This is a genomic window from Nocardia sp. NPDC127579, from assembly GCF_042672005.1.
GTDB lineage: Bacteria > Actinomycetota > Actinomycetes > Mycobacteriales > Mycobacteriaceae > Nocardia.
In genome coordinates this window covers 21,720-39,226 of sequence record NZ_JBHXVZ010000017.1, presented here as the reverse complement: position 1 = coordinate 39,226, position 17,507 = coordinate 21,720, and the positions used below count along the sequence as shown (strand labels likewise).

At 69.7% G+C, this 17,507-nt stretch carries 3 protein-coding genes (1 of these 3 only partly in view); all 3 read right to left on the bottom strand.

All coding sequences use genetic code 11. From position 1 onward, the window contains the following. Nucleotides 1-7,232, bottom strand: a 7,232-nt coding sequence (locus ACFVMC_RS32765) for an amino acid adenylation domain-containing protein (RefSeq protein WP_379216798.1), incomplete at its 3' end; no start/stop codon positions are given. A 110-nt stretch (nucleotides 7,233-7,342) separates the two neighbouring features. Beyond that, entirely contained in the window at nucleotides 7,343-8,338 is a 996-nt protein-coding gene (locus tag ACFVMC_RS32760) for an alpha/beta hydrolase (RefSeq protein WP_379216797.1), read from the bottom strand. A gap of 168 nt (nucleotides 8,339-8,506) precedes the next feature. Then, on the bottom strand, nucleotides 8,507-17,507 hold part of the coding region annotated (locus tag ACFVMC_RS32755; protein WP_379216795.1) for a non-ribosomal peptide synthase/polyketide synthase (this coding region is incomplete at its 5' end). 21,719 nt of the annotated region lie beyond the right edge of the window; 9,001 of 30,720 annotated nt are visible.

Below are 17,507 nucleotides of genomic sequence, written 5' to 3'. Positions count from 1 at the left end.
GCGAACACAGCCAACATCGACGGCACGAACGACGTCATCGTCACCCGCTCAGCCGCAATCACATCAGCCAAATACTGAGGATCACGATGCCCGTCAGCAGCAGCGATCACCAAACGACCACCACCGAACAACAGACTGTAAATCTCCCACACCGACACATCGAAAGTCGCCGGAGTCTTGAACAACACCACATCATCGGCACCGATACCGTATTCACTGGTGATCCAACGGATTTGATTCACCACCGAAGCATGCGAAACCGCCACACCCTTCGGACGACCCGTCGAACCCGACGTGAAAATCACATACGCCGTATTCTCCGGCCGCAACGGAGCCAGCCGATCCGCATCCCCCACCGGCGCGGACGAATAACCGGACAGCTCCAGCGTGTCCAGGTCGAGCAGACGGTGCCCGTCGGCCACCGCACCCATCTCGGCGAGATCAGCGCCGACGGTCAGGACACAGACCGGATCCGCGGTCGCCAGGACATAGGCGGTGCGCTCGGCCGGATGGTCCGGATCCAGCGGCACATAGCCACCGCCGGCCGCGGCCACCGCGTACATGCCGACGACCAGGTCCACCGATCGGCGCAGGCCGAGCGCGACCAGGCTGTCCGGTCCGACACCGAGCGAAATCAGATGCCGCGCAAGGCGATTGACACGCGCCGCGAATTCGGCGTAGGTCAGCGACTCACCCTCGAAGGTCACCGCGACGGCATCCGGGGTCCGCTGGACCTGCGCCTGGAACAGCGACGCCAGGGTGGCGGTCGAATCCATCGGGACGACGGCGCCGGAGCCCGCTCGCAGCACGTCGGCGCGCTCGGCGGAGTCCAGCAGTTCGACCTCGCCGACCAGGGTCCGCGGTGCGGCGGCGAGCGCCGCCAGCACCCGGCCGAACCGTTCGGCGAACGCAGCGACGGTCGGCTCGTCGAAGATGTCGGTGGCGTAGGCGAAGCCGATCGACAGCTCGCCCAGGGACCGGTCCGGGTGCACGACGGGCTCGACGTCGATGCTCAGGTCGAACTTCGCCGCGACAGCGTCGAACGGCACGCCCGCGATGGTGAGCCCGGGCAGCTCGAGCTGGGCGGCCTCGGTGTTCTGGAAGGCCAGCAGCACCTGGAACAGGGGATTCTGTTCGCGGCCCCGGCCGGGCGCGACCTCGTCCACGATCCGTTCGAACGCGATGTCCGCGTTGTCCAGGGCGGCCAGGTCGGTCTCGCGGACCCGATCGATCAGGGCGTCGAAACCGAGGTCGCCGGCGACCTCGGTGCGCAGGGTCAAGGTGTTGACGAACATTCCGACCAGGTCGTCCAGCGCACGGACGCCCCGGCCGGCCACCGGCGTGCCGATCGCCACGTCGGTGCGGCCGGACACCCGGGCCAGCAGCACGGCCAGCGCCGCGTGCACCACCATGAACAGGGTCGCGTTCCGTTCGCGCGCCAGCTGATCCAGCGCCCGGTGCACCTGCGCGGGCACCGTGCACGTGGTCATGGCGCCGCGCATGGACGGGATCGGCGGATGCGGGCGATCCTGCGGCAGGCCCGGCTGTGCGGCCAGACCGGCCAGCTGCGCCCGCCAGAATGCCAACTGGCTTGCGGCAAGGGAGTTTTCGTCGGTCTCGTCACCGAGAACCGCACGCTGCCACAGGGTGTAGTCCGCGTACTGGACCTCCAGCGGCGCCCAGGCCGGCGCCGCGCCGGCGCTGCGCGCGCCGTAGGCCAGCACGAGATCCCGCGCCAGCGGCGCCACCGAGGAACCATCACCGGCCACGTGATGGATCACCATCGCGAGCACGTGCTCGCGCTCGTCGGACGTGCTGGTGAACAGCGCCGCACGCACCGGAACCTGCCGTGTCACATCGAATCCCGCGGACATGAACGCGCCGGCTTCGGCCAGCGGATCATCGGTGCGGCGCACCTGCAATCCGCCGGGCACCGCCTCTTCGGCCGGGAGAATCTGCTGGTAGGGCAGCCCGGTGGCACCATCGGCCGGATACCGGGTGCGCAGCGACTCGTGCCGTTCCAGCACATCGCCGACGGCGGCGCGCAACGCGGCCACATCCAGGTCGCCCGTGAGCCGCAGCGCCAGCGGAATGTTGTACGCGGGCGATGCGGTGTCGAGCTGGTTCAGCGTCCAGATCCGCTGCTGCGGCAACGACAGCGGCACCTGGTCGGGACGCGGGAGCGCGGTCAGCTTCGGCCGGGTCGCACCGGCGCCGGGCACGATTCGTTCGGCCAGCGCGGCGACGGTCGGCGCCTCGAACAGCGTGCGCACCGCCAGACGCGCCTCGATCGCCTCACCGAGACGGGCGGTGGCCCGAGCGGCCAGCAGCGAATTGCCGCCGAGATCGAAGAAGTCGTCGTCCAGGCCGACCCGCTCGACACCCAGCAGATCCGCGAACACACCTGCCACGATCTCCTGGGCCGGGGTCTGCGGCGCCCGGAACTCACGCGCCTCGAAGTGCGGCTGCGGCAACGCCTTCGGGTCCAGCTTGCCGGAGGCATTGAGCGGGAACTCCGCCAGCGCCAGGACCGCCGCGGGCACCATGTACGACGGCAACCGGTGCCCGAGCGCGGCGCGCACCGCCTCCACGTCGAGATCCTCCGCACCGACGACGTAGCCGACCAGCTGGTCACCGGTCACCGTCGACACGACCCGCACGACCGCCTGACGCACACCCGAATCGGCCAGCAATGCCGCTTCGATCTCCCCCAGCTCGATCCGCTGACCGCGGAATTTCACCTGGAAGTCGGTGCGGCCCAGGTACTCCAGCACGCCGGACGCGTTCCACCGCACCAGATCACCGGTGCGGTACATCCGCGCGCCGACGGCACCGAACGGATCGGCGACGAACCGCTCCGCCGTGAGGTCCGCCCGGCCGTAATAGCCACGGGCCAACTGCGCCCCGGCCAGATACAGCTCGCCGCGCACACCCGCCGGCACCGGACGCAAGTCCGAATCCAGTACGTACGCCTGGGAATTCCACACCGGCGCACCGATCGGCACCGCCACGGGCACGGTTTCCGGCACCCGCCACAGGCTCGCGTTGATGGTGAATTCGGTGGGCCCGTACGAGTTGTACACCGCCGCGTCGGAAACCTGACGCAAAGCGCTCACCAAAGCGGGCGGCAACACCTCGCCGCCGACGAGAACCGTACGCAGCGAACGGCATTCGGCGCGGGTGGCGGTGGCGGCGAAAACCGAGAGCAAGGACGGCACGAAGGAGGTCATGGTGACCCCGTACCGCTCGATGACCTCCGACAGGTACCTCGGATCGCGATGGCCGTCGTGCGTGGCGATGATCGTGCGCGCGCCGATCAGCAAGGGGGCGAACAGCTCCCGGACCGACGGGTCGAAGGTGAACGGCGTCTTGTGCAACACCACGTCGGTCTCGTCGAGACCGAGTTCGCCGATCAGCCAGCTCATCTGGTTGAGCAGCGCGGCATGGCTGACGGCCACGCCCTTCGGGCGGCCGGTGGAACCGGAGGTGTAGATCATGTAGGCGAGGTGGTCGGGACGCAGCACGCCGTGGCGCTCGTCCGCCGTCACCGGCGCACCGGAATATCCGGTCAGATCCAGTTCGTCGAGCGTCCACACCGGCGCCGACCCGGCGGCCGCCGGGTCGAAATCGTCCTGGCTGGTGGTAAGTACCCCGACCGGTCGCGCACCGGCGAGCACGTATTCGGTGCGCTCGGCCGGGTGACTCGGATCGATCGGCACATACGCGCCGCCCGCCGACAGGGTCGCGTACACGGCGACCAGCATGTCGATCGATCGGCGCATCGCCAGGGCGACCAGCGTGTCCGGGCCGACACCGGCCTCGATCAGCTTGCGCGCCAACTGGTTCACCCGCAGGGAGAACTCCAGGTAGGTCAGCTGTCGCGCATCGGCGCCGTCACCGGGATCGAAGATCAGCGCGAGCGCGTCCGGCCGCGAACGGACCTGCTCCTCGAACCGATCGAGCACGGTCACCACGTCCGGCACCGGGTGCGCGGTCCGGTTCCACTCCCGCAGCACCAGCGCCCGCTCGTCCGCGTCGAGCAGCTCGATATCGCGGATGCGCTGTCGCGGATTCGCCGCGATGGCCGTCAGCACCCGCAGATAGCGGTCGGCGAAGCCGGCGGCCGTCTCGGCGTCGAACAGATCGGTGGCGTAGGACAGGGTGGCCTGTAGGTCGGCGGCGTCGGGCCCGCCGTCCTCGCCCGTGGTCGCGCGGATGGTCAGCGTCAGGTCGACCTTCTCGGTGGGGCTCTCGAGACCGAGACCCGCGACCCGCAAACCTGGAAGTTCCAGGGCGCCCTCGGGCATGTTGTGGAACGACAGCATCACCTGGAACAGCGGGTTTCGATTGAGGGAGCGCTCCGGCGCGAGCAGATGCACCAGCCGTTCGAAGGGAATGTCGCTGTGCGCGAACGCCTGCAGATCGATTTCGCGGGTGGCGGCGAGCAGCTCGGCGATACTGGCTTCGCCGCGCACGGGCGTACGCAGGACCAGAGTGTTGACGAACATGCCGACCAGATCGTCCAGCTCCGCCTCACCACGACCGGCGACCGGCGTACCGATCGCGATGTCGTCGGTGCTCGACAGGGCGGCCAGCAGCACGGCGAGCGCCGCGTGCAGCACCATGAACAGCGACCCCTGCTGGTCCCGGGCGACCTCCTGCAACTGCTGATGCAGCTTCGCCTCGATCGGGAACGTCAGCCGGGCACCGGCGAAGGAGCGGCCAACCGGACGAGGCCGGTCGAAGGGCAGCGGTAGCTCCTCGGGGACTCCGGCCAGCGCCTGCCGCCAGAACGTCGCCTGCGCCGAGATCAGGCTCTGCGCATCGTCTTCCGAGCCGAGCACCGCGCGCTGCCAGATACTGAAATCGGCGTACTGGACCGGCAGCGGCGCCCACATCGGGGCCGACCCGGCGGCCCGCGCGAGGTAGGCGGTCATCAGATCGGCGGTCAGCGGGCGCAGCGACCAGCCGTCACCGGCGATGTGGTGCACCACGCACACCAGCACATGCTCGGTGTCGCTGATCCGCAGCGCACGCAACCGCACGGGCGGCCGGGCGGTCACGTCGAAGCCGCCGGCGAAGGTCTCGATGACCAGCTCGCGCACCTGGTCGGGATCCGCGGACAGAACCGGCAGTTCGGGCACCGCGCGCGGATCGTCGGCGGCGAGCACGACCTGGTACCCCTCGCCGTCGGCTTCGGGGTAGATGGTGCGCAACGCTTCGTGCCGGGAGATCAGATCGCGCACCGCGGCGCGCAACGCGTCCAGATCCAGCGGCCCGGACAGCCGCACCGCCATCGGGATGTTGTCCACCACGCTGTCGGGGTCGAACCGGTTCAGGAACCACATCCGCTGCTGGGCATAGGACAGCGGGATGCGCTCGGGACGCGGCATCGGCCGCAACCCCGGAACCTCCTCGGCGCCCGCCGGTCCGGCCTGCTGGTCGATCTGGGCGGCCAGCTCGGCCACACCGCCCGCCTCGAACACCAGATACAGCGGAATCCGGGTGCCGAGCGCGGCGCCCAGCCGCGCGGCGACCTGGGTGGCCAGCAGCGAATTGCCGCCGAGTTCGAAGAAGTCGTCGTCGGCGCCGACGGGCGTGTCGTCGTCCGGCCGCAGCACGGCGGCGAAGACCTCGGCCACGATCTCCTCGGTGCGGGTGGCCGGGGCCCGGAACTCCCGCACCGCGAACACCGGCTCGGGCAGCCGGGCCCGGTCCAGCTTGCCGACCGGAGTGAGCGGCAGTTCGTCGAGCACCGTGATCGACGCGGGAACCATGTAGGCGGGCAACGAGACCGCCAGGAAATCCGCGAGCTCGCCCGGCACCAGCGTGGTACCCGGACGCGCAAGCACATAGGACACCAGCGCGGTCGTCCCCGAGGACAGCGCCTTGCCGATGGTGACGGCGAAGGCGACATCCGGATGCGCGGACAACGCGCTGTCGATCTCACCCAGCTCGATCCGCAGACCCCGGATCTTGACCTGGAAGTCCGAACGGCCCAGATACTCCAGGCTGCCGTCTTCGGTCCGGCGCACCAGGTCACCGGTGCGATACATCCGGGCGCCGGACAGGCCGAGCTCGGCCGCCAGCGGATTGGCCACGAAGCGCTCCGCCGTCAGCTCCGGACGGCCCAGATAACCCTGTGCCAGACCCGATCCCGCGATATACAGCTCACCGGCCACTCCGCTGGGCACCATCCGCAGCCGCGAATCCAGGATCAGCGGACGCGAGCCCTCGGTGATCCGGCCCAGGGTGACCGGCGCTCCGGCGGTCATCGGACCGGTCGTCACGATCACCGTGGTCTCGGTCGGGCCGTAGGCGTTGAACACCACCCGATCGCCGGTGGTCCATCGGTCCACCAGCGCGGGGGGCAGGGTGTCACCGGCGCAGATGACCGTCCGCAGGTCGGGATACGCGCGCAGCGGCACCGATTCCAGCGCGCCGGGCGTCACCGTCAGATGGGTGACGCGCTCCCGCTCGACCAGCGCCGCCAACTCCTCACCGCCGAAGACGGTGGGCGGCACGACGACCAGCGTCGCACCGGCCACGAAGGTGTGCAGGAACTCCAGGATCGAGAAATCGAAACTGGGTGAGCTGAGGTGGGTTACGCGGGACGCGGCGGTGATCCCGTACTGCGCGGCGGCCACCCGCGCGAAGCCGTCGCTGGTGACGACCACGGCCTTGGGGCGGCCGGTGGAACCGGAGGTGTAGATGATGTAGGCCGGATGCTGCACGGTCAGCGGCCGGACCCGATCGCCGTACCAGAACGGGTGCGTCGGCCGTGCCGCCACCTGCGCCTGGACCGCTGGATCGTCCAATTCCAGCCATTCGATGCTCGCGCCGAGACCCGGCCGGTGCGCCGCGGTGGTGAGCCCGAGCACGGCCCCGGAATCGGCCAGCATGAACTCGATCCGGTCCTTCGGATAGACCGGATCGACGGGGACGAAGGTGGCGCCGGTCCGGGCGACCGCCCAGACCGCGAGCACGGACTCGACGCTGCGGGCGATCGCGATCGCGATCATGTCGCCGGGACCGATGCCCCGATCGATGAGCTCGCGCGCCAGCTGGGCCGAGCGCTCGTCGAGCTGACCGTAGGTGAGTTCGCGATCCTCGAATCGCACCGCCACGTTGTCCACGGCGGTTTTCGCCGCCGCGGTCAGCAGATCGGCGAAGAGCGGAACCACCGGTCCACGACGACGACCGGAGCGCCCGTCACGACGCGCGTTCACCATGCCACTTCCTCACTCTCCGGACGCACCCATCCGCATGAAGCGGGCGGCGCGTCATTCGCGCCGCCCGCAGGTCGATCACATTCCACGGGTTGTCGCCCGAATTCGCTTGGTCAGGAGGCCGACGTCATGCCGCGCTCGAGCAGGGGCCAGGACTCCCGGAACGTCTCGTCCCAGTACGACCAGCGATGGGTACCGATGGAATTGAAGTTGTACTGAGCCGGGATGCTCAGCGAGTCCAGTTTGTTCTTCAGGTTGCGGGTGCACTGATCGACAGCGCCCTCGATGACCGAGCCCACCGTCAGATTGACCATGCCGACCGGCCCCGGCGCGTTGGTCTGGTACCACTGCAGATCCTCGAACACCGGGATGCCGCTGCCGGTGGAAATGTAGAGCTCGGTGCCGCGCAGCTTCTCCGCGTTGATCACCGGGTCGTTGGCCTGCCACAGCGGGCTGTTGGCGGGACCGTACATGTTCTCGACATTGCCGCCCGCCCAGTTCTCGACCGACAGCTTGAGCGCCGTCCGGCCGAGCGGGTCGGCGATCTGGGCGCAACCGCTGTAGGCGGCGACCGACTTCCACAGGCCCGGCTTGGCCTCGGCCAGCTGCAACACCGAGGTGCCCGAGGTCGAGACTCCGGCCAGCGCGTTGCGGCCGGTGGACTGCAACGTCTTGTCCAGCAGCGGGGGCAGCTCCTCGGTGAAGAAGGTCCGCCACTTGTTCACCCCGAGCACGGGATCCGGGTCGCTCCAGTCGGTGTAGTAGCTGCCGCGGCCACCGATCGGCTCGATCACATTGACGTGCTTCTCGGCCAGGAACGGCAGCACGGTGGTCTGCTCGCGCCAGCTCGCGGAACTCTCCCCGGCGTCCAGGCCGCTCAGCAGGTAGAGATTCGGCGCGGGCGTGGACTCATCGATCGGTCGCTGCACATCGATGGTGATTTCCTTGTCCATCGCCGCCGAGTACACCTTCAGATGCCAGGTGCGGCCGTCCTTGACGACCTCGGTGACAGCTGACGGTTTGGCCGGTGCCGCGGCACCGGTAGCACCGAACGCGGTAGCGGACACCACGGCGGCGAGTGCCGCCACCATGGTCCGGCGCAGGTTCACCCTGTTTAGTACAGAACGCTTCATCGAACAGTCGACTCCCTTGATTGGCCGCGGCCGGGCCCACCCGAAGCTGTCCAGCCGCCGTGTCGATCATCGTTACGACGTCCGACTTCGCTACAGCTTCCGGGGCGGCCCGAGGTGATGTCGTCACCGCCGGGTGTGCCCGGCTTACTCGGCGACGATACGCGATCCGTCATCGACGGCCTCCTTTTCGTGTACCGAGCCCCCGACCACGAACCAGTGGGTGACCTCGCCTTCGGCCCGGTCGGCCGCCGGATCTCCGGTGGGCAACACCGAGAGCGCGCCGACGGTGCCGGCCGCCAGGAATTCGTTCAGCGCCGCGGCGCCCGATTCGGCTGTGGTGTATGTCACCGATTCGTAGTCGATCTCGTTGGCCGCGCACAAGGCGTGCGCGCGCTCCAGCGCCTGTGTCTGCGTGAGCACACTCGACGCACCAGCGGCGGTGACGACGAAGGCCGGATGATCCGCGCGCAGCGGGCGGACCCGCTCGCCGTCGGCGATCGGGTGCGCCGCCGCGGCGGCCAGTTCCGCCTGCGTCGCCGCCTCCGGCAGCACCAGCGCCCGTGACAGCCCGTCGACCGCGTGCGCCGTGACAGCGAAAACCGCACCTGCGGCCTGGATCTCGTCGCCGGACAGATCACCGGCCAGCAGCGCGGCCGCGCCCGCCTTCTGCACCGCCCACACCGCGAGCACCTGCTCGACCGAATGCGGCAGCGCCACGGCGACGATGTCGCCGGGGCCGATATCGCGGCCGATCAGCACCCGGGCCAGCTGCGAGGACCGCGAATCCAGCTCTGAGTAGGCGACCTCGGTGGCGCCGATCAGCAGCGCCGCCGCGAACGGATCCGCCCCCACGGCCGCACCGAGCACCTCGGCCACCGTCCGCGAATCCGCGTTCGCGGGCACCGCGACCTCGGCATCGGCGGGGGCCGAACCTGCCCCGCCGAGCAGGGCGGCCCGCTCGGCGGCGTCGAGGACGTCGATATCGGCGACCGAGGTCGCCGGATCGCCCAGCAGTGCGTCCAGTACCCGGTGCATACGCGCCGCGAGGACCGTCACCTCCTCGTCGGTGAACCAGCTACTGCGGTAGGTCCAGGCCAGATCCATCGTCGACTCGGCGGTCACCACCAGGGTCAGCGGATAGCTGGTGACGGTGTCGGCGACAGCGACGCCGGTGATCGACATGCCGTCGATCGAATTGGCGGCGGCGATGGCCTCCTTGTCCACCGGGTAGGACTCGAACACCAGCAGGGTGTCGAAATGCGCTCCGGCACCGGCGATTCGCTGCACATCGGTCAGATTCGCGTAGTGGTGCTCCAGCAGTTCGGCCTGGTCGTACTGCACACCGCGCAGATACTCGCCGACCGATCCGTGCGCGTCGACGCGGATCCGCACCGGCAGCGTGTTGATGAACAGACCCACCATGGCCTCCACGCCGGCCAGTTCGGCCGGACGACCGGACACGGTGGCGCCGAACACGACGTCCGAGCGGCCGGTCAGCCGGCCCAGGACGATGCCCCAGGCCGCCTGGACCAGCGTGTTCACCGTGACCCCGAGGGCGGCGGCGTGCTTGGCGATCCGCTGCGTGTACTCGGCGTCGAAGGAGGTGATCAGCTTGCCGACCGCACCGGTGTCGGTGCCGCGCGATTGCGGCGCCAACTGGGTCGGTTCGGTCACCCCGGCCAATGCCTGCTGCCAGACCTCGAGCGACGCCTGCTCGTCCCGCCCGGCCAGCCAGGCCAGGTATTCACGGTAGGACGTCACCGGCGGCAGCGCGGTGGTCTGGCCACGGACCGCGTACAGCACCAGCAGATCTCGCGTCAGCAGCGGCAGCGACCAGCCGTCGAGCAGGATGTGGTGCGTCGTGACCGCCAATTGCCAGGCCTGTTCGCCGGTGCGATACACGGTGAAGCGCAGCAGCGGGCCCGCCGTCATATCGAAGCGGGTCTCGCGGTCGACGGCCACCAGGCGGCGCAGTTCCGCCTGCCGCTGTGCTTCGGGCAGCGTCGTCAGGTCGACCTCGTGCCACGGCACCTCGACCTGTGCCTGGATCACCTGCACCGGCCGGCCGGCCGCGTCGGTGGTGAAGGCTGCCCGCAGGTTCGGGTAGCGGTCCAGGATGCCCTGGGCCGCCGCCCGCAGCCGTTGCGCGTCGAGCGTGCCGCCGAGATCCACGACCGCCTGCAGGGTGTAGCCGTCGATCGACGAGCGGCTGGTCGCGGTCTCGACCAGCAGGCCGGACTGTAGCGGCGAGAGCGGCCACACCTCGGCCAGCGCCGGGTAGTCGCGTTCCCAGACCTCGATATCGGACTGCTCGGCCGCGACCAGGGGCAGATCCGACGGCGTCAGGCCGCCCGCCTCCGGCCGCCGCGCGTGCTCGGCCAGCGCGGTCAGCGCCGCCGTCCACAGCTCGGCGAGTTCCCGCACCCGCGCGTGGGTCAGCAGGCCGGCCGGGTAGGCGAACGTGGTGCGCAAGCTCGGCCCGTCCGCCTCGTCGGTGACGTGGGCGGTGATGTCGACCGTCGCGCCCGCCGCCAGGTCCGGATCCGTGTCCGGCAGGCCGAGCTCGGCCACCGGTACCCGGCCCGTCTCGACCGGCTGATGACCCGTGTAGCCGAACCGGATCTGACCCGGCAGCTCCGGCCCGGCACCGCCGAGCTCGTCCGCGGTGTCCGCGTTCAGGTACCGCAGCAGGCCGTAGCCCAGCCCGTTGCCGGGCACCGAGAGCAGTTGCTCCTTCACCGATTTCACGATGCCGCCCAGCGCGGGCTCGCCCGCGAAGGCCGCGGTCAGGTCGGCGGCGGCCAGGTCCAGGCGGACCGGGAACTCACCGGCGAACCAGCCGACCGTTCGCGAAAGATCAACGCCGGCAACACTGTCGGCCGCTCGACCGCTGTCGGCGACCCGCACCAGCGCGGTGCCGCCCGCCGCCGCACCGCGCCAGCGGGAGAGGGCAAGGGCGAGTGCCGAAAGCAGGCTGTCCGTTGCGGTGCCGCGGTACAGCCGTGGAATCGCGGTCAGCACGGCCTCGGTCACCTCGGCGGGCAGGCTCACCTCGACCCGCTCCACGGTGGCGGCGGTGTCGATCCGCGGATCGAACGCCCGGGCACCGAGCAGCGGATCGGGCGTCGCCGAAACCTCCTGCCAGAACGGCAGTTCGGAGTGCCGGGCCGGATCCTGCGCGGCCTCGGCCAAGGCGTGCGCCCAGCGCCGCATCGAAGTGCCGGTGGCGGGCAGCGCGACCGGCTGTCCCTCGGCCAGCTGCGCGGCGGCCGCGCTCAGATCCGCGGCCACGATGCGCCAGGACGCGTCGTCACCCAGGAAGCGGTGACCCACCACCAGCAGCGTGTCCGGCCGCGCGCCGTCGAAGGCGAACCAGAGGAACTGGATCGGTACGCCGTTCGCGGGATCGATCCGGCCCAGGGCCGCTTCGTATTCGGCGCGTGCCAGCTGCGCGAGCCCAGCGGCGTCCGCCGCCTCGATCCGGTGCACGAGGACATCGATGTCGAGCGCGCCGTGTGCCATCGTCTCCAGCACCCAGCCCGCATCGCCCGATCGGCGCAGGCGCGATCGCAGCGCGTCGTGGTGCTCGACCACGGCGCCGATCATCGCGACCAAGCTCGCCCGATCGATGGTCTCGGGCAGGCCCAGTGCCACCGAGGTGGCGAGGTGTCGTGACGACTCGCCACCGGCCAGCGCCGCCAGCATCGCCGGGGACAGCGGGATCTCGCCGACGCCGCCGCCGGGCAGCTCCGGCAGCAGTCGCTGCTGCTCGGCGCCCGCGATCAGGGTGGCCACCTCGGCCAGCGCGGCCACGCTGCGATGCTCGAACACATCCCGGGGAGCGAACCGCACGCCGCGTTCCTTGGCCCGCGAGACCAGCTGGATCGTGCGAATCGAGTCGCCGCCCAGGCCGAAGAAGTCGTCGTCCAGACCGACCCGCTGCGCGCCGAGCACCTCCGCGAACACCTCGGCCACGATCTCCTCGATCGCGGTGCCGGGTGCGCGGAAGGCAGCGACCTCGAACTCCGGCTCCGGCAGCGCCTTGCGGTCCAGCTTGCCGTTCACATTGAGCGGCAGGGCGTCCAGCACCACGAAGGCGGCCGGGACCATGTAGGAGGGCAGTGCCTTGGCCAGCTCCGACTTCACCTGTGCCACATCGACATCGCCGTCGGCGGAGACGAGGTAGGCGACCAGGCGATCACCCGTGCGCGGGTCGGACTTGGCCAGCACCGCCGCCTGCGCGATCCCCGGCAACGCCAGCAACGCCGCCTCGATCTCACCCAACTCGATACGGAAACCACGAATCTTCACCTGGAAGTCGGTGCGACCCCGGTATTCCAGTTCACCGTTGTTCCAGGCGACAAGGTCACCCGTGCGGTAGATGCGCTCGCCGGAACCGAACGGATCGGCCACGAACCGATCAGCGGTCAGATCCGCCCGGCCGAAGTACCCACGCGCCAGCTGCGCACCCGCGAGATAGAGCTCACCGGGAACACCGGCGGGCACCGGGCGCAGACGTGCGTCGAGCACGTAGACCCGCGAATTCCATTCCGGCGCACCGATCGACACCGACACCTCGTCGGCATCGGTCACCCGGTGGCTGGTGATGGACACCGCGGCCTCGGTCGGACCGTAGAGGTTGAAAAGCTCCGCGCTGTTGCCCCGGCGGAACCGCTGCGCCACCGCAGCGGGCAGCGCCTCACCGATCGCCAGTACGCGCCGCAGCGAACCGCTCAGCACACCGTCGGATTCGATCAGCAGCGCGTCCAGCATCGAGGGCACCACATGCAAGGTGGACACCTGGGTGTCCCGCATCAGCTCGTTCAGGTATCCCGGATCCTGATGCCCGTCGGCGGCGGCGATGACCAGGCAGCCACCGCTCACCGCGGCCGACCAGAACTCCCACACCGAGAGGTCGAACGTCGCGGCGGTCTTCAACAACACCGCGTCGTCGGCGCCCAGATCGAATTCGGCCACCTTCCACTGCAATTGGTTGGCGATCGCGCCGTGGCTGACAGCGACGCCCTTGGGGCGACCGGTCGAGCCCGACGTGAAGATCACATACGCGGTACTGGCGGCGCCGAATCCACGGACCAGCTCCGCCGGGTCCAGCGCGTGTGCGGCCTGGCCGGACAGGTCCAGCCCATCGACGGCCACCCACTCCGCTGCCCCCTGCGCCGAGGACGCTTCCCGCGCCGCGACCGTGGTCAGCACCACCGCCGGAGCGGCCGTCTCCAGAATGTAATCCAAGCGCTCAGCAGGCTGCGCCGGATCCAACGGCACATACGCCGCACCCGTACGCGCCACCGCGTACATCGCGACCACCAGATCCACCGAACGCGAAATCGCCAGCGCCACCCGATCCTCGGCACCGACACCACGCCCGATCAGCCACCGCGCCAGCCGGTTGACCCGGGCGTCGAGGTCGGCGTAGGTCAGGACCTGCCGTGCCTCGGGGCCCGCCTCGTCCGACATCAGCGCGATCGCGTCCGGGTGCGTGCTCGTGGTCGCGTCCAGCAGCGACGCCAGCGTCGCCGTGGTGTCGACCGCGTGCCCGGTCTCGTTCCAGCCCAGCAGGATTCGATCGCGCTCGGCCGGTTCCAGCAGTTCGATATCGCCGATCACGGAACGCGGCGCCGCGACGATCTCGCCGAGCAGACGCGTGAACCGATCGACGAAGCCCCGCACGGTCGCCTCGTCGAACATGCTCACGGCGTAGGTGACCGCGCCACCGATACCGGCGGGCGCACCCGACTCGTCGTATTCGTCGCCCACGATCCAGTGCAGATCGAACTGCGAGACCTCGGCGTCGAATTCCACCCCGGACACGGTGAGACCGGGCAACTCGAATCCGGTCTTGGCCAGGTTCTGGAACGACAGACCCACCTGGAACAGCGGGTGCCTGGCCTGCGAACGCTCCGGATTGAGCACCTCGACCAGGCGCTCGAACGGGACGTCGGCGTGGGCGAAGGCCTGGAGATCGACCTCGCGCTGACGCGCGAGCAGCTCGGTGAACGGCGCGTCGGCGTCCACCCGGGTACGGAACACCAGGGTGTTGACGAACATGCCGATCATGTCGTCGAGCACGGCCTCGCCGCGACCCGCCATCGGCGATCCGATCGCGATGTCCGAGGTGCCCGACAACCGGGCCAGCAGCACCGCGAGCGCGCTGTGCACGACCATGAACAGCGTCGCGCCCTGCGCCCGGGCCAATTCGGCCAGGCCCCGGTGGGTCTCGGCGTCGATCGACAGTTCGACGCTGCGGCCGGCGAAGGACTGCGCCGCCGGGCGCGGGCGATCGGTGGGCAGATCCAGCTGATCCGGCAGGTCGGCCAGCGCCTGCTGCCAGTATCCGATCTGCTTGGACACCAGCGATTCCGGGTCGTCCTCGCTGCCGAGCAGTTCGCGCTGCCAGATCGAGTAGTCGGCGTACTGCACCGCCAGCGGTGCCCAGCCCGGCTCCGCACCCGCGGCGCGGGTCGCGTACGCGGTCATCAGATCCCTGGTCAACGGGCCCATCGACGAGCCGTCACCGGAGATGTGGTGCACCACCAGTGCCAGCACGTATTCCGGTTCGGCGCCGTCGATCCGGAACAGCGCCACCCGCAGCGGCACCTCGTCGGTGACATCGAAGACCGACGACAGCAGCTCCAGCACGGCGGTCATGGTGTCGGTCGCGGCGACGGTCCGCACTTCCAGCTCCGGAACCGCCTGTCCCACCGGCAGAATCACCTGCTGCGCGACACCGTCGCGGTCGGCCGGGTACACGGTGCGCAGCACCTCGTGCCGGGCCACCACGTCGGCGACCGCCTGTTGCAGCGCGGCCACGTCGAGCGCGCCGGTGAGCCGCACCGCTACCGGCACGTTGTAGGCCGTGGAATCCGGGTCGAACCGGTTCAGGAACCACATCCGCTGCTGGGCGTAGGACAGCGGGATCCGCTCGGGACGCTCGAGGGCGCCCAGCTCGATGCCGCGACCGGCGTGGGCCTGCGAATCGAGCACGGCGGCCAGGGCGACCACCGTCGGCGCCTCGAACAGCGTCCGCACCTGCACCCGTGCACCCAGTACGGCGCCGAGGCGGGCGCTGACCCGCGTGGCCACCAGCGAGTTGCCGCCCAGGGCGAAGAAGTCATCGTCCAGGCCGACCCGGTCGACGTCGAGCACCTCGGCGAACACCGAGGCCACGATCTCTTCGATCGGGGTGGTCGGCGCCCGGAAGACGGCTGCCTCGAACTCCGGCTCCGGCAGCGCCTTACGGTCCAGCTTGCCGTTCACATTCAGCGGCAGAGCGTCCAGCACCACGAACGCGTCCGGGACCATGTAGGACGGCAGTCCGGCGCTCAACGCCGACTTCACCTGTGCCACATCGGCGGACCCCACGAGGTAGGCGACCAGGCGATCACCCGTGCGCGGATCGGACTTCGCCAGAACCGCCGCCTGCGTGATCCCCGGCAACGTCAGCAGCGCAGCCTCGATCTCACCCAATTCGATACGGAAACCACGAATCTTCACCTGGAAGTCCGTGCGGCCCCGATACTCCAGCTCACCGTTGTTCCAGGCGACAAGGTCACCTGTGCGATACATCCGGGTTCCCGCACCGAACGGATCGGCCACGAACCGATCAGCGGTCAGATCCGCACGACCGAAATACCCACGCGCCAATTGCGCACCCGCGAGATAGAGCTCACCAGAGACACCGGCGGGCACCGGCCGCAGACGCGAATCCAGCACGTAGACCTGACTGTTCCACTCGGGCAGACCGATGGACACCGAGGTCTGATCGGCCGGGGTCACGCGGTGGCTGGTGATGGACACCGCGGCCTCGGTCGGACCGTAGAGGTTGAACAGCTCGGTCCGGCCGTAATCGCGCAGGAACCGCTGCGCCAGCGCGCCGGGCAGCGCCTCACCGATGGCCAGCACCCGCCACACCGAATCGGGGAACGAATCGGCGGTGAGCGCGTCGAGCATCGAGGGCACCACGTGCAGGGTGGTCACCCACTCCGCGGCCATCAACTGGTTGAGGTAGGCCGGGTCCTGATGCCCGTCCGGTGCGGCGATGACCAGGCGGCCACCACACACCGCGGCCGACCAGAACTCCCACACCGAGAGGTCGAAGGTCGCGGCGGTCTTCAGCAGGAACGCGTCCGCGGCGTCGAGGCCGAATTCGGCCGCCTTCCACTGCAATTGGTTCGCGATCGCCCCGTGACTCACGGCCACGCCCTTGGGGCGGCCCGTCGAACCCGAGGTGAAGATCACGTACGCGGTGTTCGACGGCCGCAGCGGCCGCAGCCGATCGGCGTCGGTGACCGGCGCATCGCTCACCGCGTCCAGGTCCAGGTCGTCGATCCGCACAGTGGGCGCGACCTCGGTCTCGAATCCCGCCTCCGCGTTGGTCAGCACACACACCGGGGCCGCGGTCTCGAGGATGTAGCTCGTCCGCTCGGCGGCCTGATCCGGATCCACCGGCACATACGCGCCGCCGGCCTTGGCAACCGCGTACATGGCCACGATCAGATCCACCGAACGGCGAATCGCGAGCGCGACCCGCGATTCCGGTCCCACACCGAGTGAGATCAGATGCCGGGCAAGGCGATTCACCCGTGCGTCGAGTTCGGCGTAGGTCAGCGTGGTGCCGTCGTCGGTGACCAGCGCCGCGGACTTGGGGTAGTCGGCGACGGTCGTGTCCAGCAGCGACACCAGTGTCGCCGTGGCGTCGACCGCGTGCGCGGTCGTGTTGCGTGCGACGACCAGTTCGGCCCGCTCCGCCGGAGCCAGCAGTTCGATGTCGCCGACCGGCGTGCGCGGCGTCGCCACGATCTCGCCGAGCAGACGCGTGAACCGATCCACGAAGCCCTGCACCGTGTTCTGATCGAACAGGTCGGTGGCGTAGGTGAAGTAGCCGGTGATGCCCTCCGCGTCGCCGGTCGCGCCGTAGCGGTCGGTGGCGATCAGGTGCAGGTCGAACTGCGAGAGCTGGTTGTCGATATCGACACCGGCCACGGTCAGACCGGGCAGCTCCAGCACCGACTGCGCCAGGTTCTGGAACGAGAGACCGACCTGGAACAGCGGATGCCGCGCGGTGGAGCGCACCGGGTTGAGCACCTCGACCAGCCGCTCGAACGGCACGTCGGCGTTGGCGAACGCC